Origin of the sequence: Bacillus sp. FSL K6-1000 (assembly GCF_038630785.1) — a bacterium.
Classification (GTDB): Bacteria; Bacillota; Bacilli; order Bacillales; family Bacillaceae; genus Bacillus; species Bacillus safensis.
Genome location: NZ_CP152042.1, coordinates 280,745 through 303,425 on the forward strand (window position 1 = coordinate 280,745; position 22,681 = coordinate 303,425).

Sequence of the window (22,681 nt, forward strand, 5' to 3'; positions counted from 1 at the left end):
AGACGCGGCATCTTAAGAGGCCAGCGTCTTTTTTTTTAGATTATCTTGTTTTAATAAAACCACTCATGTACTGCTCTGTATTATAATCGTTTAGGTCGATTTTCCATTGACCATCCCCATTACGTTTCATTTTCACTTCATATTCAGTTGGGCTGGAGACGGGAGGAAGCTTTTCGAATTCAGATGCGTACATGTTTAAGCTTTTTTTATACAATTCTTCTTTAGAACGGATCTTTCCGTTGTAAAACTCGTCTCTTTTCTTGTCTAGTTTGTCTTTTAAGTTAGAAGCATCAATGCCTGTTACTTGAGCGACAACCTTTGCTTCGTCATCAGAGATGGTTTTTACACTTGTTTCTACTTTGGCTTTATCCTTCATAGTGTTTTGAATGCGTTTGTACATCGACAGAATATCACGGTCACTCACTTCATTACCGTATATTCCTGCACTTCTTTTGAAGTCTTTAACAAACATTTCATGGTATTTATTGACGACATCCGATTGGTTGTCACCCGTTAAATCTGCGAATTGATCGTTCTTTTTGTCAAAAACAATAATATCGGTATATGCTGATAACGCTTTTGCTGGGTTATCCAGCTTTTTTGCTGAATCGAGTATTTTGTTTCCATCTAGATCGATTTGGATGGAATCACTGTTTTTCTTGATGCTGTCCTGATACACGAACTGATATTTTTTCCCTTTGTCTACTAGGAAATAAAGAGCTCCTGAAAGTGACTTGCCTTTGTTCAGTGAACCAAGGTCAAGACGGTCTTTACTGCCGTAGAATTTTAAATCAGATACTTTGGCATCGTCCTGATAAAGGGAGAAGTCAGAGTTATATAATGAAAGGGCTTTGTCACCTTTGTTTGTGATCGTTAGGTTGACTTTTAGTACCAATTCATTGTCTCTCAGGGTAGTTGTTGAGTCTTCTGGTAACGTATATTCGTAGCTATTGACTTTTACCTCTGCTGTTTTCGTTGACTTTTGGTCAGTGTCTGTTGATTTGGCTGAGCTCTGGCAGGCTGCAGAGATGATCATCACGAATGAAATCATGAGAAGGGCACTTATTTTTTTAAGATTCACAGTTGATGCTCCTTTGCTTTTCTTTCGTCATTTCATTCCCGCTATCTGACTATGAAAAAAGAAACAGATAGAATGGTATATTCGGGTGTTAAAGGGGAAAATATCCTAATGACGATTTGCACTATTCATTCTATCGAAATTCATTCATGATGAGGAATAGGTTTTAGTCCCTATTTTTAATAGTTTTTAACACAATTACCTATAAAATAAGGAATTAAATAAGCATAATATACTGGTTAATAAGTATTGATTTATAGATTTGTTTTGGGTTTTAAATGTTTTTTGTATAAAAATCTTGAAATAAAGGTAGTTTTTTATTTGACGAGGCGGTGCCGGATGGCGAAGACGACAGCCTGTGTGCGGTCTTGTGCATTGAGCTTTTGTAATATACGGTGCACATGCGTTTTTACTGTACTTTTGCTGATAAATAATTGATCAGCGATGTCTTCATTCTTTAAACCATAGGCCATTTGCTGTAAAACATCGCGTTCACGTTCTGTAAATGATTCGTGAAGCAGATGAGTGTGATATGTATCATTTGCTTGCTGAAGAGCTCGTGCCATCATGTGCTCAGAGGCTGCCGTTCGAAAGACAGATTCACCAGCAAAGGCGGTGCGGATGGCCTGAATTAATTCCTCAGGCATTGTATCCTTCAGCAAATAACCGACTGCCCCTGCACGAATCCCGTCAAAGACGTATTCTTCCGTATCAAAGGTCGTGAGAATCACAACTTTTACATCTGGGTGCTTTTTTAAAATGTGCTCTGTTGCCGTGATGCCATCCATTCCAGGCATTTGTACATCCATGAGCAGTACGTCGGGTTTGTTGGTCAAGCAAAGCTCAACCGCCTCCTGACCGTCTGACGCCTCCCATATGACGTCAATATCCTCTTGAGCGCTTGCAATATAACGAAATCCTTGGCGGATCAGCGGCTGATCATCAATAATGCCAATCTTAATAGGGGTTGTCATGTCTCAGAGTCCTCCTTGATAGGAATTTGAACATGGATACAAAAGCCGTGCGGCTCGCGTATGGACGTCTTGAGGGAACCGCCTGCTGCGTCACACCGTGCTTTCATGCCTGACAGTCCAAATCCAAATGAAATATCTTTTTCGCTGGTCAAATTTCCATCGTCTTCAATGTTCATCATCAGCTCATGCTGGTGGTTATAGAGTGTAATGGTCATCGCGGTCGCCTTGGCATGGCGAATTGTATTGGTGATCGCTTCTTGTAAAATGCGGTAAAGCAGTTCAGATACGGAGAGCGGCCATTTTTTATACGTAAGCTGCTCTGTATGAAACTGAATATCTAGCTCTCCTGATATCTCTCCTTGCTTGATGAGACTGCGAAGTCCGGCAAGTCCGAGACCTGCATCATCTGACGCCATATGATGAACCACAGAACGAACTTCGGTGAGACAATTTTTAGAAATATTGATCAGCTCCTGAAACGTCTGCGCCATCTGCTCTGGTTCTTCCTGTTTTAAACGATAGGGCAAAGACTGCAGCTGGACAATCATTGAGGTTAATTGGTGACCGATGCTGTCATGCAGGTCACGTGCAATTCTGCTCCGCTCCTCCAGCACAGCAAATTGGAGTGACTGAACGGTCGCTTCTTCAAGCTCTATATGCGCCTTTTTTAATTGTTCATGGGCATCTGATAATTCCTTGTGAACCAATTGCAGTTCTCCGAAGTGTTCATCCTTTAATTCCTGTTCACGCCGGCGCATTCTAGAGATCAAGACAAGTGTATACACAAGCAGCTGGAATAGCGGGAGAGTGATCACCATGTTCCAAGAAAAATCATTTACATAATAACTGACCCCACTAGTGAAAAAGATGATAGCAAATAGATAGGGATGATGCGCCTCTGAAAAACGAAAAGCGATAAAGCCAATCATAAAAAAGGTCAGCCCAATACTGTCTTGAATCTGACCTGTCACCATCCACAAGAGATGTGTCAGAATCCACATCGAGAGGAGCATAGAAATTTGCTTTTTAGGTGACAGCTTGCTTTTTGGAAAAAGACAAAGGAGAAACACTAAATAGACGAAGGTGCGAAACACCAATTCGCCTATTGAAAGGGGCTCATACATTTGAATATACATATAGGTCAATACAAGGCCTAATACGAATTTTCGCCTTATTTGACCTAAAAGCTTGAGTGGCTGCTGAAGGTTCATATCAAAAACTCCTGTCTGTCAGTTAAATAGCAGCAGATGCCTTGATGTTCATATATCTTTTTAAAAGAATAAAACGTAATCCGATCATACTGCCAATTGGAAGGAATGTCAGGCCATTTGCGAAAATGATCAGGGAATGACCGCCATCCTGTACAACTGAACCTACTGTCATCCGGATAAGAATGATTCCGATGAAAAAAAGTGTTCCATAGAGTGAGCTGGCGGCGGTGATACGTCCCGACTGTTGATCATATGTTACTTTGTATAGTTTACCTCTCCAAAGCCCGATTGCAAAACCTGCGAATGCAAAGCCAGTCATCACAAGCAGGCTCATCGCCGTGATTTCAATATGCTGGGTAAAGGAATAAGAGAGAGTGCCTAATAAAATGAGCGGCCCTATGAGAAGCCTGAAGGGGCGGATTTCTTTTTCCTTGCCTGTTCTTAAAAGCAGAATAATGATAATGATGACAATTTGAATGGTCATAACAAGATCTCCTTTTCGCTTTAGTCTATCTTCATCATACGCATCTACTATTTTCTCGGCGTCCACCTGCAGGTTGATTTTCAGAGAGCGGGATACTTGAATGTTGGAATTGATTCATGGGAAAATAAGGATGATTACGTAGATAAGGGAGATGAGCTTTTGAAAAAGGTAACGCTTGGACGAACTGAATTACAGGTGAATCCGATAGGGCTTGGTACGAATGCAGTAGGTGGACATAATTTATTCCCGAATCTTAGTGAGGATGCTGGACGGGAGCTTGTGGAGACGGCTCTTGATCAAGGTGTCAATTTCTTAGATTCTGCTTTTATTTATGGGCTGGGCCGTTCAGAGGAATTAATCGGTGAGATCATTGCCAAAAGAGGCGGCAGAGAAAAGCTTGTCCTTGCGACAAAAGGAGCTCATAAGGAAGTAAACGGGCAAATTGAACTTGATAACAGTCGTGATTTCTTAAGAGAGCAGGTCGAAAATAGCCTGAAACGACTGCAAACAGATTATATTGACTTGTACTATATGCATTTCCCGGATGGGCGAACGCCGCTCGAGGAAGTAGCAGGCACATTAAAGGAATTGAAGGATGAAGGGAAAATCAAGGCGATCGGTGCATCCAACCTTGATTTTGAACAGCTTCAAGCCTTTAACCGAGATGGCTACTTAGACGTGCTTCAGTCGGAGTATTCTCTGCTGAAACGTCAGGCGGAGCAGGATCTTCTTCCATACTGCGTCGAGCATGGTATTTCCTTTATTCCTTATTTCCCATTGGCATCAGGCTTGTTGACTGGGAAATTTACAAAGGATGCGACATTTGATGATATTCGGGCAAAAGACCCGCTTTTCCAAGGTGATGCATTCCTTTCAAATCTCGAAAAAGTAGACAAGCTGAAGGCGATTGCCCAATCAAAGAATGCAGAAACGGCACACGTCGCACTCGCTTGGCTCTTAGCTCAGGATGGTATTGATGCTATTATTCCAGGGGCAAAACGAGCAGACCAAGTGCTGCAAAATTTAAAAACAAACGATGTTCAACTAACTGAAGAGGAAATTAATCAAATCGACAAGATTTTCTCTTAACACGAAAAAAAGGTGCAGCTATGCACCTTTTTTTTATGACATTGTAAGAGGGATTTTGAAGACGAGCCGTAAATTTGGAGAACGGTAAGTGAAATCCAGTGTACCGTCTGCCTTTTCAACAAGCTGATGAATGATATACGTCCCCATGCCTTGATGATCGCCGCCTTTTGTCGAGCGGCCAAAAGTTTTGAATAAATGATCTAACACATGTTTTTCCATACCCTTTGTGCTGTTTTCACAATGGATTAAAAATAGCCCGCTCCGAATAGAGGTTGTGACCGAAATGCTGCCCTCTTTTCCAGCTTTCTTTGCTTCAATCGCTGCATCTAGGGCATTATCAAGCAGGTTGCCAGTAAAACTAACCTGATCCGCCTTTGAAAAGGGAAGCGATGAAAAGGGAGCTTGAAGGTCTAGTGAAAGTGCAATGTTCTCTTTCTCAGCCCGCTCCAAAAAGAGGTGAAGGGTAGAGGCTAAATATGCATTTTCTCCTTTCATCCATGGGAAATGTTTGACGTATTGCTGAATCAAATCTTTGATCTCATACTCGTCGTTCGACGCCGAAAAGGCATTTAAATGTCTGGCTGTTTCATGATGTTTACTCCGCAGCTCAAGAAGTAATTCGTTGGTTCTAGCTTCTGCGTTTATAAGCTCTTGAAGCCGTCCATTTAACTGTTTCTCTGTCTGCATCACCTTCAATGAGAGGTTATCGACTGTCACCATCATGATGATTACTAAAAGACAGCTCAGCCCATTCTCTTGCGTTAAAAACAGCAAAAAGCCTGCACAGGTGATGAGTATAAAAGCACCTAATATCACATAACCACTCGTATGAGGTAAAAATCTTTTGTACATGAAGAATGTATAAACACACATCGCGCAAAAGGTAAGAATCCACAACACAATTGATGATAGCGGCAGGAAAGCTTCAGCAGCTGCATGAAACGCAAGACCCAGCCATATGAGGGCATAAATGCGAAATCCAAGATAGAAAGCGTTCACGTTCGTTCTCCTTAAAAATAGTATTTCTTAAAGAATTCTAATTGCTGCTTGGTCATCATGGCTTTTTTATCTGTCCCTTCAAAAGACACGATAAACGAATTTTTAGCATACGCCGAGAAATTCTTAATGTAATGAATATTGATGATAAACGATCGATGGGAGCGGATAAAATCCTTTTCAGCCAGATCACCCTTTAACTCGTTTAAAGTTTGATATGTCTGGATTTCTCCTGATGTTGTCACGATAGTTGTTGACCGGCCCGTTCGCTCAACAAAAATGACATCCTTTTTCTGCAGCACATGAATATCTGACTGCTGTTTAATGAGAAGCCGTCCATGAATGCTTTTCTCCTGCTTGGTGGACATATAGCGCTCTAAGCATTTGGCAATTCGATCAGCTTGGTAGGGCTTCATAATATAATCATGTACATTCAAATCAAACGCATGGACCGCATATCCACTGTTTCCTGTCACAAAGACCACATCGACATTCAGTGCGTGAGAGTGAATGAGGTCCGCTAATTCATAGCCGGACATTCCAGGCATTTCAATGTCAGCGAACAACAGATCAATGTCTCCTTGTTTGACCTTCTCATATGCATCCTCTGCTGACTGCGTGACAAAGACAATGTTCACAGCCTCCATTCTGCCCACAATGGCGTGCAGCTTTTCTAAATCTACTCGGTAATCATCGACGAGACCTACTTTTATCATAAAAATCACCTATGACTCTTCTTATTATTTGTCTATTTTACCATTTGTTTTTTTGAAATAGATCATTTCAAGACAGAAAAAGGACGTTTCGCGACATTTTTATATCAGGCAGGCATTATTTTTTCTATCATAGACTTAGAAAGTAAAGTTGAAAGGGGCGAACCAAATGATTACTCTCAGCGATTGCAGCTGCTGGTTTAAAGATAAGAAAAAAGTCGTGAAAGCGATGAAACACATGACGTTCTCCGTGAAGGAAGGGGAAGTCGTTGGCATCCTAGGAGAAAATGGTGCAGGAAAAACGACATTATTGCGCGCCGTAGCCACATTATTAGAGCCTACGCACGGGTCAGTCACTGTCGCAGGCTTTGATACGGTGAAAGAATCAACGGAAGTGAAAAAGCGAATTGGTGTCTTGTTTGGCGGTGAGACGGGGCTTTACGATCGTTTGACGGCACGAGAAAACCTTGAATACTTTGGCAAATTGTATGGCTTAGATCAGCATGAAATCAAAGCAAGAATAGAGGATTTGGCAAAGCGTTTTGGAATGAGACAATATATGGATCGCAAGGTGAAAGGATTCTCAAGAGGGATGAAACAAAAGGTGGCGATTGCCAGAACGTTAATTCATGATCCTGACATTATCTTATTTGATGAGCCGACAACAGGCTTAGATATCACGTCGAGTAATATTTTCAGAGATTTTATCCATCAGCTCAAGCAGCAAAATAAAACGATCCTCTTTTCAAGCCACATCATGGAAGAAGTCAGCCAGCTTTGTGACAGTGTCATGATGATTCATCAAGGAGAGCTTGTGTACAAAGGGACACTTTCAGAATTATATACTCAGGAACAAAGTGATGACTTGAACTATATCTTTATGTCGAAGCTCGCTAGGGGGATTTCATAATGTGGAAAACCGTCTTTTTGAAAGAAATGACAGATGCGCTGAGAGATCGAAAAACGTTGCTCTTAACCGTGCTGATTCCTCTTTTGACCATGCTTGGACTGGTGTTCTTTTATGAAAGCATGATTGCAGATCCAGGGGATGAAGCCTATACAGTCGCCATCAATGAACAGCTTCCAGCCGAAATGAACCAAATGATCAAAGAGGTCAAAAACCTAAACCTTGAAACATTTGATGATCCGCAGCAAGCGGTCAAAGATGGAGAGGCAAATGCTTACCTTGAAATGCCGAAAGAGGCAGGCGATATGCTCAAACAACAAAAGCCATTCGCTATTAAAATCCATGGATATACGACAGATGATGATTCGGTCATCACTGTTCAAATGCTGCAATCATTGCTGGAGCAATATCAAAACCAAGTGGTCGAAAAGCGATTAGCAGCGGATCAAATCGATACGTCCGTTATTCATCCGTTTGAAGTGCAGTCCGTTGATGTAGAAGAAGGGGATGAAGGGGAAAACGGAGTGACCGCTATGCTGTTGTCGATTCTTCTTCCGATGATTTTGGTGACCTCCGTCATCTCAGGAGCTTTGCCGGCTGCGCTTGATATTGTAGCAGGTGAAAAAGACCGAAAATCCATTGAAGCGTTGTTCCTGACACCTGCCAGCAGACTCCAGATTCTCATCGGAAAATGGCTCGCTGTCTCTATGTTTGGTATTTTAAGTGGGATTGTGGCGATCGGTATGCTGCTTCTATCCACTTTGCTCTTTACAGAAAAGCTGAAGCAGGCTCTAAACTTTGGTGATCAAATGTGGAGCATTATCGGCGTCATGTTTGCGGCGTTAATCATCTTCTCCTTCATGGTATCCATGATTGAATTGCTGCTCAGCGTCATTTCGGGCTCAGTCAAAGAAGCACAGTCGTACATGTCCATGATCATTACACTAGGTGTGATCCCAATGTTCTTTACTATGAGAGCAGGTGCTACGCAGCTAGATACGTATTACTTTGCGGTCCCATTCCTTAATATTCATGCGCTTTGTAAGCAACTGATGTTTGGTATCATCGATCCGGTGGCTGTCACTCTGACACTCGGCTCCTCAGCCTTGGCAGTCGTTATCCTGTTTGTCATCGTCAGAAGCTTGTTTATGAAAGAAAAATGGATGCTTGCGAAATAAAGAAAGGAAAGCTTGTAGATTTTTTCTACAAGTTTTTTTATATTCGGAGATTCATATAAAAAAGGCTCGGGATAGAATTGTTATGGCATAATGGAAGAGGAAATGACATAATCATCCTATTTTTACTAAAGATGGGGATTGGATATGCCTTATCAAACAGATGACGATGATGTGTTAGGACTATGTAATATATATGCTCAGCAAACACACCATTTTGAAGCCTTTATTTTGGGAAATAGGAAAGGCTTATTAGAACTAAGAAATGCAATAGACAAGGCTTTAGAAACCGGTTGTTCTACTTCAACATTATTTCCGTCTGATTATGAAGGATATGATGTCTATGTTGCTTTAGTAGACGAGGAGCAAAGGTTTGAGAAATTAACAACTCCTTATGTTGAAGAATACGTACAAGAGGAAAATGCGGTTGATCCAATTGAGATCATTAAAGAATATGAAGCTGAAAAGGGGAATTCCTTATAAAGAGATTCCCCTGCTTGTGAACTCGTTTGCTAGTGAATCAAATGTCTATGGATTTGGCTTGTCATTGGGTTTTGTCCAGTACTTGATGTCTTCCAATGCTCTTTCAATGTCATCCATATCGTCAATTCCTAAAGTACTATCAAATTTCGAAGATAGTATCTTTCGTACTTTAGCGAGTCTTTGAGTGACCTCCCACTCATCTATAAATCGTGTGGTTTCTGTTTCATATTCTCCTCTATATGCTTCCTCACCATACTGATGAAATTTTTCACTATAATAAGAACCCATGTTATGCAAAGACAAAAGAATCAAATTCATTTCTTTTAATACCTCTAACATTTCATCACCCGTGTAGGTGATGTTTTGATTAGACTTTAGCATTGACTCCCACCCTTAAAATAAGAAATGTTGATATACGCCGCAACCAATACGCTTGTGTTCATCATATTAAAAAAACCCCCGGGATCGGGGGTTTCAGCGTGTAGACAAACCCTCGCATTCTTTGTCAGGTCTGCGCTCCGGTGCTCACGAATGTCAAATTCGCTCCGCTCCGGTACTCGCCCTTCCTAGACTGCAAAGGTTTTCTATCATGCTGAAAGGAAGACAAAGGGCTAAAATAAAGATCATTTTAGCCCTTTGTCAACAATCTGAAACCCCCGGAATCGGGGGTTTTTCTTTAGTTCTTGATGAATTTCTCAACTAATGAGCTTGTTTTGTAGTCGTTCAAATCAAGTTTCCATTGGTCGATATCATTTTTCTTCATGTTCACTTCTACTGTTTCTTCAGAAGATGATGGTCCTAATTTTTTAAATTCATCTGGATAGATAGAAAGTAGATATTTCTGTGCATCATCATAAGATGCTGAACGGTTTTTGCTGTAGAACTCAGTCGCTTTCTCTTTCAAACGATCGACAAGCGGGCTTGCATCAATCGGTGTAAGAGTCACAGTCACGACAGCTTTATCACCACTGATCGCTTTTGTTTTTGTTGATACTTTTGATTTTTCAGCTAATGTTTCTTTCACTGCTTTTAAAAGCTTATCAAGGTTTTCGTCTTTCGCTGAGCTAGAAGAAATACCTGATGAAGTGATGTAACCTTGTTTGAATGATTTATCGAATTCATTCACAACAGTTGATTTGTTATCACCTGTTAGTTTTTCGAAATCGTCGTTTTTCTTACCAAAAATCATCACATCAATATAAGAAGAAAGAGCTTTTGCAGATGCTTGTAGTGTATCTGCTTTTTTCATTAAGTCTTTTCCTTTAATATCGAATTCTAGTGTTTTGTCATCTTTTTTCGATCCACTGCCTGGCTCTGTGTAAACAAGCTGATAGTCTTTGTCTTTGTCAACAACAAAGAATAGACCGCCTTTTGTTACTTTGTCTGCATTTAAAGAGCTTGAAGATAATACTTCATTGTAGTCATCTGGAGAGATCGTAGATACTTGTGCGTCATCTTGGTAAAGTGTGAAGTTGCTTTTATCAACATTGAGAGGCTCTTTGCTGATATTTTTTACAGATACATTCACTTTTAGTACATACTGATCATCCTGTACAGATGTATCGTATTGAGGTGGTAATGTGTACTCAGCACTTTCTACCTTTACTTCTGCTGCATCAAGAGATTTTTTGGTATCGTTTTCTTTCGCAGCTGTTTTGTCTTTACCACCACTACAAGCGGCAGCGACAACAGTTACACACAAGATCAGAAGAAACAGGGATAATTTCTTTTTAAACATGTCGTGTTTTCCTCCTCGGGTTTATGGTGAATTTCATTGAAAAGCTGTAGTTCATATCGTTCTTTTTGCACAAAAAGAAAAATACTGTATGTTTTTTACTGTAGAATGAAGCGAAAGTACTGTCAATACCTCAGTGCGTTTCCGAGGTTGATTGGCTTCAAGTAGTAAAAATGACACTAAGTTGAGAGGAGAAACTTGTAATTTATTATTTGATATCTCCTGTAGAAACTCAACATTTTATATTTTAAGGTTTTGAGTCGGATTATTGAATAGGTTCAAATGACTGTTTTTGAAGATGATGTCGCAATTAGAAGGATTTTTATGACTTGTAAATGAGTATATAGTAATGAATATTTTTTCCTGCTATGTGGATGATCACTTGGTTTGTGTGTTGTTGACAGCAAGACACATGTCCAGCAAATTTAGACAGGCTGCCGACACTGAACGTGCTTTTTCATGTCAAAATGGCAGTCATCTACACAGAAACGCTACATAAAATAAAAGAGAAACGAACTGGAGGTGGATGTATGGCAGTGGTAAGAGCGACAAGCTCTGATATTGATTTAATGGCCAGACTGCTGAGAGCGGAGGCAGAAGGTGAAGGGAAGCAAGGGATGCTGCTCGTAGGAAATGTGGGCATCAATCGGCTGCGTGCCAACTGTTCTGACTTTAAAGGGCTGCGTACGATTCCACAAATGATTTATCAGGAGCATGCATTCGAAGCGGTCACGCATGGGTACTTTTATCAACGAGCACGAGAAACTGAAAAAACACTTGCGCGGAGAAATATTAACGGAGAACGTTTTTGGCCGGCAAAATTCAGCCTTTGGTATTTTAAACCGCCTGGCAATTGTCCGGCGACTTGGTACAATCAGCCGTTTGTGGCGAGGTATAAGTCGCATTGCTTTTATCAGCCAACCGCCGAAACGTGTGAAAATGTCTATAACACCTTTTAGCTTGATGAAACGCACAATCCTCTTAGAGTACGAATGCAGAGGGTTGTGTTTTTGTTTTTTCCAAAATGGGTAACCATTGTGTATCAACAAGATGAAGCACGTGAATGGAGGAAATAAAGATGTATCAAGATTTAAAAGGGAAAACAGCCATTGTTACAGGCTCTTCAAAAGGAATTGGACAAGCGATCGCATTGCGGTTTGGACAAGAGGAAATGAATGTGGTTGTAAACTATAAAGGCGATGAAGATGGAGCTGAAGAGACCGTAAAAGCCATTCAGCAGCACGGAGGTGGGGCGGTGAAAGTGCACGCAGACGTCTCCAAAGAGGAAGGTATCCAAGCTATCATGGATACAGCACTGGAGCATTTCGGTACAGTAGATGTATTCGTCAATAATTCAGGCTTCAACGGCGAAGAAGCGCTGCCGCATGAGATGACGCTGGAGCAATGGCAAAACGTCATCGATGTGAACATAACAGGCGCATTTTTAGGTGCAAAGGCTGCGCTCGCCTATATGATGGAGCATGACATCAAAGGGTCTATTTTAAATATTTCCAGTGTCCATCAGGAAATTCCGCGCCCGTTCAATGTTCATTATTCCACTTCAAAGGGCGGAATGAATATGATGACGAAGACGCTGGCTCTTGATTATGCAGAAGCAGGTATTCGAATCAATGCGATTGCGCCAGGTACCATGGCAACCGAATCAAATGATGATTTGCAGGATGAACAGAAAAAACAAAAGCAGCTTGAGAAAATTCCGATGAGAACCTTCGGTGAACCGAAGGAGATTGGGTCCGCTGCTGCATTCCTCGTTTCTAAGGAAGCGGCGTATATCACAGGAACCACCTTATTTGTGGATGGTGGAATGACACTTTATCCTTCTCAAATCAATGATTAATACAAAAAACATCCGCCTGTTCAGCCAGCGGATGTTTTTTGTTCGTAGCGTTGTGCGGCTTTGGCTGGTTTGCCGAGCAGCATCGGATACTTGCTCAGGAAGGAGATACATGGCACCATGAGCAGCAATGTGCCGATCGTGTAAAAAAGTGTCCAAGAGAGCTGCGCTGTATCAGCAATATTGATACCAAGTCCATAAAAAACAAATGCTTTCATGATATCGATGCCGGCAAACTGCAAGACAAGAATGACAATAGAATTACGTCCTAGATACGTCAAAATAGGGGATGTTTTCAATTTAAAGCTTAAATAAATCACGGCGGCTGAACCGAGCAGAGCACATGCATAGAAAATAAAGAGATCACCGTAGTCGTTGACGCGCATATCGATCCGTGAATTAAAGCTTTGCATGTAAGCCGTCAGCACAAGCAGACCTGTACATAAAAGAAGGGTTGGATCTGTTTTTAATTCCACAAACCACTGCTTTGCTAAAAAACCAATTGAATAAAACACAACAGCCGTCAAGGCAACATTGGCATTCCAAGGAAGACTTTGATCTAAAAGCAAGGTAGTAGCATATCCAGCACCGCCGCAAAGAACAGTCAGCAAGATCACGGCAGCGGGTTTTCCTTTTGTCAGACGATGCATAAAGAAAAATAATATTTCCACTAAAAAGAGCGTCGTTAAAAACCAAATCGCTGGGTTATGTGTGAGCCTTGCTTCATCTGCATTGGATATGAAAATTCCTGTAAACGGAACGAAAGGGTCAATATCCGTTTGTCCCTTGAATGCGAAAAAACGAGTAACGGAGAACCAAAATACATACGTAATGATGGAGAAATAGAGATAGGGCAAGAGTAAGCTTTTGGCTTTTTTCTGAATAAATGACAGAGCAGGGGATGAGGATGATCGAAACATCATACCTGATAGTAAAAAGAAAAGCGGCATATGAAAAGAGTAAATGAATTGCTTGAGCGAATCTGGAATGGGCACATGCGCCATGACCACGAGCAGAATGCCGATTCCTTTAGCTGCATCTACCCAATCGAGTCTCTTTTTCATGTCCTGTCATCTCCTTCTTTCTCAGCGTCGTAAACCGTTCTTTGAATATGTACCTCTACTATATAAAAGGTACACCTCTTATGCGTTTACAGTTCGCTAACGATTAGAAGACACATTTGCGATCAGATGACAGACGGAAGGATTTTGACATCTTGATGTTACATTTCCCATTTTTTATGACAATGTAAAAAAGAAGCCTAGAAAGCTGGCTTCAAAATAATTCTGCTATTCGCTTGAAGGAACGCTGTTTTTCAATTGGATCAAAGGAATTGTTGAGAATCATGATGTCATCCGTTTGATAGCGGTCCATCAAGGTCTGTAATTGTTCTTTCACCGTTTTCTTTGAGCCGACAATCATCCGCTGGCGGTTTTGCAGCACTTTTTCCTTCTCCTGCGTGGTGTAGTGATAGGCATTTGCTTCTTCTATAGAAGGAACGCGGCTGTCCAGTCCTTTTTCAACACGCAGCAGCCATAAATCTGTACTGCTGGCGATCCGGTCTGCTTCTTCATCTGTTTCACCGCAGATGACAAAGACGGCAAACATAGATTGTGGCTGCCTAGAAAAGACAGATGGAGAAAAGTGTGATCGATACGTCTCAAATGCTTGTTTGCCGCGTGCAGGATGAATAAAGTGGCCAAAAATATAGTTGATTCCAAGCTCCGCCGCCTGTATGGCACTATTTTCTCCTAGTCCAAGCAGCCAAACCGGCGGATGAGCATCAACAAGCGGAGCAGCTTTCACACCTGCATGCGGATGACCAGAAGGCAGGCTATCTGATAAGTAAAAAAGAAGATCCTTCAGCTGGCGGTCAAACTGAGACAGATCTTTATGCACGCTGTCCGTCAAAGCGAGTCTCGTCCTTTCGATCCCGCCCGGGGATTTGCCGACTCCGATCTCAATCCGTCCAGGATAAAGGGCTTCAAGCTGCCGCGTGACCTCTGCTACTTTAAAAGGACTGTACTGAGGAAGTAAAATGCCGCCAGATCCGGTACGCAAGGTCGATGTATGAGCCGCAATATGAGCCATTAATATTTCAGGCGCTGTACTAGCGAGCCCCCTTGTGCTGTGGTGTTCAGCGAACCAATAGCGCTCATACCCAAGCGTTTCAGCCAGCTGAGCCAGCTGCGTTGTATGAATCAATGTCTCCTGCGCAGACTGACCTTTAGGAATGGCGACTTGATCTAATATATGAAGTGATGGCATCATCAACATCCTTTCAACAACATGCTGAATATAAGTATAAAGAAATCAATGGGTGGAAGGAAACGAAAGGGTTTATCCTTTGAACACATGCTTTTATCTTTTCTATATCAACATATGAAACCACATCTTACGCTCCTTATCAGCAAGAGCTGCTCACCGGGAACTTTCGACAATGTTTCACATGAAACACTTCATTTACGACATGAACTATTTTCAATATGCATCTTTCTTTAAAAAAATATAAAGTGTTTGAAACCTATCTTGAACATAGATCGTATATACTAGTAAATAGAAAAAAGAGTAAGAGGCTCCAATGTCATTTCATGAATTTTGTCGAATTTTCATGTATGATGATTTTAATAGGGTCCATCGCTTAATAAATAGATTTTTATTATGCTGGAGGAGTGATTGATTTGGCGATTACATTAGAAAAAGGTCAACGTATTGATTTAACAAAAGGGAAAGCAGGGCTAACGAATATTCTTGTTGGACTTGGCTGGGACCCTGTATCACAAGGCGGCGGGTTTTTAGGAAAGCTGTTTGGCGGCGGAGGCGGCGCTGATGTTGATTGTGATGCTTCAGTGCTCATGCTGAAAAATGATAAGTTTACGGAAAATAAAGATTTGATTTATTTTGGCAACCTAAAAAGCAAATGCGGCAGTGTTGAGCATACAGGTGACAACCTGACTGGTGAAGGAGACGGAGATGATGAACAAGTCCTCGTCAACTTGAGCAAGGTGCCGGGTAATGTGAATAAATTGGTGTTTGTCGTGAACATTTATGATGCCCTTAGAAGAAACCAACACTTTGGTATGATTCAAAATGCTTACATTCGCATCGTTGATCGTTCAAACAATCAAGAATTAGTGAAATATAATTTAAAAGATGACTATGCAGGAAAAACATCGTTAATCGTCGGAGAACTTTACCGTCAAGAGAATGAGTGGAAGTTTGCGGCTCTTGGAAATGGTACAAATGATGCGAAGCTTGCCGATATTACGAGAAACTACATTTAAACAGAAGGGAGAGGTTCCTAGTGGGAATTTCTTTAGCGAAAGGTCAAAAAATTGATTTAACAAAAACGAATCCGGGTTTAACAAAAGTAGTCGTTGGTCTTGGCTGGGACGTCAATAAGTATGACGGCGGACATGACTTTGATCTAGACGCAAGTGTATTCCTTTTAGATGCAGCAGGTAAAGCAAGCTCTCCATCTGACTTTGTCTTTTACAACCAAACAACTGGCGGAGGCGGCAGTGTCGTACATACAGGCGATAACCGCACTGGTGAAGGGGACGGAGATGACGAGCAGGTCAATGTTGACCTTGCAGCTGTACCAGCAAGTATTGAGAAGATTTCATTTGTCATTACCATTCATGATGCAGAAGCGCGCAGTCAAAACTTCGGACAAGTGTCTAACGCATATGTACGTATTTTAAATGCGGCTTCGAATGAAGAACTTATTCGCTACGATTTGGCAGAGGATTTCTCAATTGAGACAGCCATTATTGTAGGTGAATTATACCGTCATGGCGGGGAATGGAAATTCTCAGCTGTCGGATCAGGCTATCAAGGCGGTCTTGCACGCATTGCAACGGACTTCGGCTTAGATATCGGATAACGATAGTTTCCTATTTTCAAAGACAGGAGAGATACGAATATGGCGATTCAGCTTTCAAAAGGACAACGTGTCGATTTAACTAAAACCAACCCAGGGCTGACGAAAGTGATGATCGGTCTTGGCTGGGATACGAATAAATATTCTGGCGGAGCCGAATTTGATTTGGACGCTTCGGCTTTCTTGGTGGATGCAAACAATCGTTGTCAGCAAGATACAGATTTTGTGTTCTATAATAACCTTCAACATCCAAGCGGCAGTGTCACTCATACAGGTGATAACCGGACGGGTGAAGGAGATGGAGATGACGAGCAAATTCTCGTTGATTTCTCGAAAATTCCTGCTAACATTGATCGTATCGGAATTACAGTTACGATCCATGATGCAGAGACGCGTAGCCAAAATTTTGGACAAGTCTCTAATGCATTTGTTCGTGTTGTAAATGAAGAGGGCGGGGAAGAATTGATTCGCTTCGATTTAGGCGAAGACTTCTCAATTGAAACAGCTGTTGTGGTATGTGAATTGTACCGACACGGAAGTGATTGGAAGTTTAACGCGATCGGAAGCGGATTCTCTGGCGGACTTGCAGCTCTTTGTCAAAATTATGGGTTAGAAGTGTAAATAAGAGAAACAAATCAATTCAAGAGGTGCTGTCAAAAACTCATATGAGGGCCTTTTCCAAAGTGAGAAAGAAACAGCGATCAAGAATAGCAGCAGGCGAAAGCCTGCTGATGCTTCTACACTTATAGGAGGAAAACCAGTTGGACATTTTGAAACATATGTTGGATACATATGCCTCGTTTTTTGATTGGCATATGTGGGCAGAGGTGTTAACAGACCCTGTCTCTTGGGGGCTTATTGGGACGCTTGTCGTGCTTGAAGGATTGTTATCAGCAGATAACGCACTTGTATTAGCTGTGATGGTGAAACATTTACCGGAAAAGCAGCGTAAAAAGGCATTAACCTACGGATTAATTGGCGCTTATTTCTTCCGTTTTCTATTCATTGGCGTAGGGATGCTGCTTATTAAATTCTGGTGGATTAAGGTTCTTGGAGCTGCTTACCTAGCATGGCTTGTCATTAAGCACTTCTGGTTAGGTGATGGCGATGATGAAGCGAAGGAATTGAAAAAAGAAGGCTGGTTGATTCGGGTATTTGGTATATTCTGGGCAACCGTTATCTCTGTAGAAATTATGGACCTTGCCTTCTCGGTTGATAGTATTCTTGCAGCATTCGCTGTATCTGAGGAAGTATGGATTCTTCTATTAGGCGGAATGCTTGGAATTCTCATGATGCGTACAGTGGCACAGTTGTTCCTTGTTCTTATTGACCGTATCCCAGAGCTCGAGAATACAGCGTTTATTCTTATCGGGATCATTGCGATCAAAATGGGCTTGAGTGCTGCTCACATTGAAATCCCGCATCTTGTATTCTTTGCGATTATTATCCTAGCATTTATCGGAACGTTTATTGTTCATAAAATCAATAAGAAGAAACATCAAGGTGTAACAAACGAAGCTGCGGCTTCAAAAGAAGAATAGGAAGATCAAAAAGGAATGGAGTTGATTAGCGGCTCCATCCTTTTTTGAATCATCAAGTCATTTGTTCGATTTTCTCTCAACAACAGGAGGTGGCACAGCATGCGGTATTTTCAGTTTTTATCAGAGGCGAGGCAGCACGATATTTTTTTCAAACGGCCGGGGACGATGCATTTGATGACGCCAAGGCACGTACTTGCGCATGCATTAGGTGCTACTTTGTATATGCCTGCAACAAGACAGGATATAGCAGACATGCTGCTGTCGCAGAAATATGAAGCGCTTTGCTCTGTTGTATTTTGTTTAGAGGATGCCATCGGTGATCAAGAAGTGGAAATGGCTGAGCAGAATCTAGTGGTACAACTCGCCAAACTGTCGGACAAATTGACGCATACGCCTGAAACGGCTGAACAATTGCCGCTTTTATTTATTCGGGTTCGTTCACCGAAGCAGCTGCTCAAAATGGCAGATTTGCTTGGTTCATCTCTTCATTTATTGACGGGTTTTGTATTTCCAAAGTGTTCTATTCATAATGCGAAGGATTATTTGGACAGCTTGAAACAGGTTTCAGCACAAACGAAGACAAAGCTGTACGGTATGCCCATTTTGGAAACACCCGATTTATTAGAAAAAGATACAAGATATACGGTGCTGTCAGAGTTAAAGCAGATCATGCTGAATGATGAAGAATATATTTTGAATATTCGTATTGGGGCAACGGATCTTTGCGGCTTATATGGCATTCGCCGTGACCGTGACACCACCATCTATGAAATCAGATTGATTGCTGATTTGATCACAGATATGATCAATTATTTTGGCCGTTCCTTTGTTGTATCAGGTGCAGTATGGGAGCATTTTGGCCCTGCACGAAAGGAACAAAAACCATTCATCCGTGCGCTTTCTAAGGGCGGTGAGCTGTCCTTCTCTGAATTCGATGACGTACAAGGTCTACTCAAGGAGACAAGACTCGATGTAGCCAATGGCATACATGGGAAGACAGTGATCCATCCAACACATCTCAAGCCAGTTCAAAGCATGTACGTTGTGACAAAGGAAGAATACTTGGATGCATTAAGTATTTTAGATCATGCTGACGGCACAGTTGGCGTAATGAAGAGTGCCTATTCTAATAAGATGAATGAAACGAAGCCGCATTACAGGTGGGCAGAGCACATTTTAATTAAGTCAGACATTTACGGGGTGTTTCATGAAAATAGAAGCTATATCGACATACTCACAGAATCAGAAGCGGCATACGCTGAACATCTTGGAACATATGGAGGTTGAGCTTGACCTCAAAGAAGGGGTGCTCCAGCTGGAGAAAGAGCATCTTTTTGAGATGGCAGCAAGGGTGAACAAAAAAAGAGCCTTTTTATTCGTTAGTAAGGTGCTTGGAAAGCATATTCCTGTTCATCCAGTGAAACCGCTCCTTGTCTCGGGTCTTTTAGCGATGGCATATGCCAAAGAGCAAACGGGACAGACGCCTCCGTACCAAGATTTTCTTGTAGAGGCACTCAAGACGGATGATCACGCGGTGTTAACGGCAGCCTATGAAACACTCAAAAAAGAAAAGCTAGCAGCTGGCAATGAGCCTGTCGTCATCGGCTTTGCGGAAACGGCAACAGCCCTTGGACATGGTGTGTATGATGTGCTAGAAGGCGCATCTTACATTCATACGACACGTGAACAGCTGCTGGGTCTTGACCCGTCATTGGTATTTGAAGAAGAACATTCGCATGCAACAGACCAGCTTTGTTATGCAGATGAAGCATTACTTCGCACAGACCGCCCCATCGTGTTAGTAGATGATGAAGTCACGACAGGCCGTACAAATATCAACATCATTCGTGACCTTCATGCAAAGTACCCGCGGCATTCTTATACCATTCTTTCCATTTTGGACTGGCGGACGGAGGAGCATGAGAAAGCCATGTGCCAGCTTGAAGAGGAGCTCGGAATTCACATCACATCATTGTCTTTATTAAAAGGGCAGATGGTCTTTAGAGGCAAAACGCTCGATGAACCAGCTTATTCGTATGAGATTGGGGAGCAAGAGAAGCGGCCAAGTCTCTCTTTTCATTCTCTTCAATCTTTCTTTAAGCAAGTGCCGTATTCACTTTCTCATGCAGCAAATTCGGCTGGTCATTCGCCATATATACATGAAACGGGCCGTTTTGGTTTAAACGCAGCAGATACGGAAGCACTCGACCAAGCAGCTGCTGAAGCGGGATTGAAGCTGTGGCAGGAACGCAAAGGAAAGCAAACACTCTGCTTAGGGACAGGTGAGCTTATGTATGTACCGATGAGACTGTCTACACATATGGGTGAAGGCGTTCGCTTTCATTCAACAACGAGAAGTCCTATTCACCCAGTCGAAAAGGATGGATACGCTGTTCAAAATGGGTTTACCTTTATGAATCCAGAAGATGCCCGAATTCAGCACTACGTGTACAACATTCCAAAAGGTGAATATGATGATGTATTTCTCTTTTTTGAGAAAAAGGTCTCTCAGGAGGCATTGCTTCCGCTTATTCATTTATTTGCCGAGCGGCATGTGAAGCATGTGCATATTGTGACTTTATCAGACGAGGTGAAGGTGAATGGCTAACGTGTATACAAAGATGGGAAGCTATCCAGAGCAGGATGTAACCTTCTTACTCAAAGATTTATCCTCTATTGAGATGGAGAAAAGTACAGAAGAGCGGGAGCGTTCCATTCAGAGTGGTGCGCATTATTCAGAAATGCTGCCAATTGAATATAAACCAACTGAATCTTATATGACTTTATTCTATCAATCTCTTGAAGAAAGTAAGGAAAAGGTAGCCGAAGCAGTAGCTGTTGTAGCAGAACAGATTGTGAAGAAGCGAGGCTTCAAAACCGTGCTTTGCAGCTTGGCGCGTGCAGGAACACCGATCGGGGTGCTAATCAAACGATATATTCGAAAGACATATGGTATCGATCTGCCTCATTACAGCATCTCTATTATTCGCGACCGCGGAATAGACGAGAATGCACTGCATTATATGCTGAAAGAACATCCGGGCTTTGAAATTGCTTTTATCGATGGATGGACTGGAAAAGGTGCGATTTCGAAAGAGCTCGAAAAAGCTGTGATTGATTTTGAAAAAAAGTATGGCGTGCGTCTTTCGAGTGAGCTGGCTGTGCTGGCTGACCCTGGCTATTGTACACATGTATATGGAACGAGAGAGGACTTTCTCATTCCAAGTGCCTGCCTGAATTCGACGGTATCAGGGCTTGTCAGTCGTACGGTACTAAACAACCGCTGGATCAATGCCGATGATTTCCATGGGGCAAAGTATTATAAAGAGCTGCTTGATGAGGATGTGTCCAATCTGTATGTGGATACGATTGAAGAAGCATTTTCCAGCCTCGGCCCAAATGTACAAGAGAAAGCAGAAACCATACTTACGCAAGGGACGCCGGCAGATTGGCGCGGAATGGCATCCATTGAAGCAATCGGTCAGGAGTTTCAAATTAAAAATACACATTTGATTAAGCCGGGTGTTGGTGAGACGACCCGCGTGCTGCTTAGAAGAATCCCGTGGAAAATCTTGATTCAGCCTGGATCTCAGGAAAAGCTGAAGCATATTTTGCTTTTGGCTGAGGACAGAGGCGTTCCTGTCATTGAATATGCCAATATGTCCTACACGTGCTGCGGGTTAATTCGCCCGCTGGAGCAAACGTCATGAAGACATATGCATTTGCCAGTGATTTAGACCGAACGCTGATTTACTCACATCGAGTGCTTGACCAGTATGCGTATGAAGGAGAGTATGATTTAGTTGAGGTGCTGGACGAACGGCCGCTTTCCTATATGTCTGTTGAAACGAAAAGATCCTTGCAGACGATTCATCAATCAGGCTGGTTCATTCCAGTGACGACAAGAACGACTGCACAGTATGAACGGATCACCTTCTTTCAACAAGAGCTTCAACCGGAGTATGCTGTCACAACAAACGGGGGCTGTATTCTTCACCATGGCAAGCCGCTTGAGGATTGGCAGGCCATTGTTGATGAGAGACTTAGGGAGTGTATGCCAGTCAGAGAGATGCTGAGGGCGATCTCCGAACTTCCGGTTGCGGCTTGGGTGAAGCGTACTCGTACAGCAGAGGGAAGATTTCTTTATTTGATTATGAAAGATGAGTATCTATCTCACATTCCACTTGCTGAATTAAAGTTGTGGGGCGAGGAAAGAGGCTGGCAGGTTTCTCTTCAGGGACGAAAGCTTTATTTTATTCCACAGCCGCTTAATAAGTGGGATGCTGTTGCTTTTCTAAAGGACAGGCTGAAGCTTGAATACGTCTATGGTGCGGGTGATTCCCTGTTAGATGCGGGGCTCATTCGTCAATCAGATAAGGGCTTTGCCCCAAGGCATGGAGAAGTTCTCGACTTTGACCCAGGACTTGAGCCGACAGCAGCCTTTGGCATGGCCGCAGCGGATGAAATCACCGCTTCTGTCATTGAGCAGATGACGAACGCAAAAAAGCCTTCGATTCGATAGCAGAAGTAGAAGGCTGAATGATATGATAGTAGTAG

24 protein-coding genes are annotated in these 22,681 nt (G+C 42.2%); 14 read left to right on the plus strand and 10 right to left on the minus strand.

Annotated elements, in window-relative coordinates; translation table 11 throughout:
* Positions 1 to 40: 40 nt before the first annotated feature.
* From MHI46_RS01560 to MHI46_RS01575, 4 genes are all read right to left on the minus strand, one after another.
* On the minus strand, positions 41 to 1,081 hold the full coding sequence (locus tag MHI46_RS01560; protein WP_260775245.1) for a DUF4352 domain-containing protein: 1,041 nt from the start codon (positions 1,079 to 1,081) through the stop codon (positions 41 to 43).
* A gap of 314 nt (positions 1,082 to 1,395) precedes the next feature.
* Entirely contained in the window at positions 1,396 to 2,052 is a 657-nt protein-coding gene (locus MHI46_RS01565; RefSeq protein WP_260775246.1) for a response regulator transcription factor, read from the minus strand.
* On the minus strand, positions 2,049 to 3,263 hold the full coding sequence (locus tag MHI46_RS01570; RefSeq protein WP_144491695.1) for a sensor histidine kinase: 1,215 nt from the start codon (positions 3,261 to 3,263) through the stop codon (positions 2,049 to 2,051). Before MHI46_RS01570 ends, MHI46_RS01565 begins: the two co-directional genes overlap by 4 nt.
* 22 nt (positions 3,264 to 3,285) lie before the next feature.
* On the minus strand, positions 3,286 to 3,747 hold the full coding sequence (locus MHI46_RS01575) for a DUF1453 domain-containing protein (protein WP_228280332.1): 462 nt from the start codon (positions 3,745 to 3,747) through the stop codon (positions 3,286 to 3,288).
* A gap of 159 nt (positions 3,748 to 3,906) precedes the next feature.
* On the opposite strand from MHI46_RS01575, the gene MHI46_RS01580 reads away from it, so the two are divergent.
* The gene (locus tag MHI46_RS01580; protein WP_260776049.1) at positions 3,907 to 4,836 is read left to right on the plus strand and encodes an aldo/keto reductase; all 930 of its coding nucleotides are present in this window, start codon (positions 3,907 to 3,909) and stop codon (positions 4,834 to 4,836) included.
* 33 nt (positions 4,837 to 4,869) lie between these two features.
* Here the strand turns inward: MHI46_RS01580 and MHI46_RS01585 are convergent, their stop codons facing one another.
* Together MHI46_RS01585 and MHI46_RS01590 are read right to left on the minus strand one after the other, a co-directional pair.
* Positions 4,870 to 5,835, minus strand: a complete 966-nt coding sequence (locus MHI46_RS01585; RefSeq protein ID WP_260775247.1) for a GHKL domain-containing protein — start codon at positions 5,833 to 5,835, stop codon at positions 4,870 to 4,872.
* Between the two features lie 11 nt (positions 5,836 to 5,846).
* Positions 5,847 to 6,548 (minus strand): LytTR family DNA-binding domain-containing protein, encoded by a 702-nt coding sequence (locus MHI46_RS01590; protein WP_260775248.1) that lies wholly within the window; start codon positions 6,546 to 6,548, stop codon positions 5,847 to 5,849.
* Between the two features lie 166 nt (positions 6,549 to 6,714).
* Between MHI46_RS01590 and MHI46_RS01595 the strand changes: the two genes are divergently transcribed.
* The 3 genes from MHI46_RS01595 to MHI46_RS01605 all read left to right on the plus strand — a co-directional run bounded on the left by MHI46_RS01595 (position 6,715) and on the right by MHI46_RS01605 (position 9,110).
* Entirely contained in the window at positions 6,715 to 7,455 is a 741-nt protein-coding gene (locus MHI46_RS01595; protein ID WP_039176238.1) for an ATP-binding cassette domain-containing protein, read from the plus strand.
* Positions 7,455 to 8,630: an ABC transporter permease gene (locus tag MHI46_RS01600; protein WP_039176241.1), complete on the plus strand. Its 1,176-nt coding sequence runs from the start codon at positions 7,455 to 7,457 to the stop codon at positions 8,628 to 8,630. The genes MHI46_RS01595 and MHI46_RS01600 overlap by 1 nt, the downstream gene beginning before the upstream one ends.
* 144 nt (positions 8,631 to 8,774) lie before the next feature.
* Positions 8,775 to 9,110, plus strand: a complete 336-nt coding sequence (locus MHI46_RS01605; RefSeq protein ID WP_058837264.1) for a hypothetical protein — start codon at positions 8,775 to 8,777, stop codon at positions 9,108 to 9,110.
* Positions 9,111 to 9,155: 45 nt separating this feature from the next.
* On the opposite strand, the gene MHI46_RS01610 is transcribed toward MHI46_RS01605, so the two are convergent.
* Both MHI46_RS01610 and MHI46_RS01615 read right to left on the minus strand, forming a co-directional pair.
* A complete protein-coding gene (locus tag MHI46_RS01610; protein ID WP_260775249.1) occupies positions 9,156 to 9,491 on the minus strand; it encodes a hypothetical protein in 336 nt (111 codons plus the stop codon).
* A 295-nt stretch (positions 9,492 to 9,786) separates the two neighbouring features.
* Complete coding sequence (locus MHI46_RS01615) at positions 9,787 to 10,848, minus strand: DUF4352 domain-containing protein (protein WP_039176247.1); 1,062 nt, start codon at positions 10,846 to 10,848, stop codon at positions 9,787 to 9,789.
* A gap of 527 nt (positions 10,849 to 11,375) precedes the next feature.
* Between MHI46_RS01615 and MHI46_RS01620 the strand changes: the two genes are divergently transcribed.
* Positions 11,376 to 11,804 carry a cell wall hydrolase gene (locus tag MHI46_RS01620; RefSeq protein ID WP_039176249.1) on the plus strand — a complete coding sequence of 143 codons (429 nt, stop codon included), beginning with the start codon at positions 11,376 to 11,378 and terminating at the stop codon, positions 11,802 to 11,804.
* A gap of 119 nt (positions 11,805 to 11,923) precedes the next feature.
* A complete protein-coding gene (locus tag MHI46_RS01625) occupies positions 11,924 to 12,703 on the plus strand; it encodes a glucose 1-dehydrogenase (RefSeq protein ID WP_059374350.1) in 780 nt (259 codons plus the stop codon).
* A gap of 20 nt (positions 12,704 to 12,723) precedes the next feature.
* On the opposite strand, the gene MHI46_RS01630 is transcribed toward MHI46_RS01625, so the two are convergent.
* Complete coding sequence (locus tag MHI46_RS01630) at positions 12,724 to 13,764, minus strand: acyltransferase family protein (RefSeq protein WP_048238171.1); 1,041 nt, start codon at positions 13,762 to 13,764, stop codon at positions 12,724 to 12,726.
* 211 nt (positions 13,765 to 13,975) lie between these two features.
* Positions 13,976 to 14,968: an LLM class flavin-dependent oxidoreductase gene (locus MHI46_RS01635; protein ID WP_260775251.1), complete on the minus strand. Its 993-nt coding sequence runs from the start codon at positions 14,966 to 14,968 to the stop codon at positions 13,976 to 13,978.
* 413 nt (positions 14,969 to 15,381) lie between these two features.
* Here MHI46_RS01635 and MHI46_RS01640 point away from each other — a divergent pair, with 413 nt between their 5' ends.
* The 8 genes from MHI46_RS01640 (at position 15,382) to MHI46_RS01675 (ending at position 22,646) form a co-directional block, all read left to right on the plus strand.
* Complete coding sequence (locus tag MHI46_RS01640; RefSeq protein WP_039176264.1) at positions 15,382 to 15,984, plus strand: TerD family protein; 603 nt, start codon at positions 15,382 to 15,384, stop codon at positions 15,982 to 15,984.
* A 20-nt stretch (positions 15,985 to 16,004) separates the two neighbouring features.
* A complete protein-coding gene (locus tag MHI46_RS01645; protein WP_039176267.1) occupies positions 16,005 to 16,586 on the plus strand; it encodes a TerD family protein in 582 nt (193 codons plus the stop codon).
* A 39-nt stretch (positions 16,587 to 16,625) separates the two neighbouring features.
* Positions 16,626 to 17,204: a TerD family protein gene (locus MHI46_RS01650; protein ID WP_034664245.1), complete on the plus strand. Its 579-nt coding sequence runs from the start codon at positions 16,626 to 16,628 to the stop codon at positions 17,202 to 17,204.
* 140 nt (positions 17,205 to 17,344) lie between these two features.
* Positions 17,345 to 18,124: a TerC family protein gene (locus tag MHI46_RS01655; RefSeq protein ID WP_039176272.1), complete on the plus strand. Its 780-nt coding sequence runs from the start codon at positions 17,345 to 17,347 to the stop codon at positions 18,122 to 18,124.
* Positions 18,125 to 18,223: 99 nt separating this feature from the next.
* A complete protein-coding gene (locus MHI46_RS01660; RefSeq protein WP_338593895.1) occupies positions 18,224 to 19,411 on the plus strand; it encodes an HpcH/HpaI aldolase/citrate lyase family protein in 1,188 nt (395 codons plus the stop codon).
* Complete coding sequence (locus MHI46_RS01665) at positions 19,401 to 20,732, plus strand: phosphoribosyltransferase family protein (protein ID WP_099662863.1); 1,332 nt, start codon at positions 19,401 to 19,403, stop codon at positions 20,730 to 20,732. Before MHI46_RS01660 ends, MHI46_RS01665 begins: the two co-directional genes overlap by 11 nt.
* Positions 20,725 to 21,834, plus strand: a complete 1,110-nt coding sequence (locus tag MHI46_RS01670; RefSeq protein ID WP_099662864.1) for a cysteine protease StiP family protein — start codon at positions 20,725 to 20,727, stop codon at positions 21,832 to 21,834. Before MHI46_RS01665 ends, MHI46_RS01670 begins: the two co-directional genes overlap by 8 nt.
* Complete coding sequence (locus MHI46_RS01675; RefSeq protein WP_342503058.1) at positions 21,831 to 22,646, plus strand: HAD family hydrolase; 816 nt, start codon at positions 21,831 to 21,833, stop codon at positions 22,644 to 22,646. The genes MHI46_RS01670 and MHI46_RS01675 overlap by 4 nt, the downstream gene beginning before the upstream one ends.
* Positions 22,647 to 22,681 lie beyond the last annotated feature (35 nt).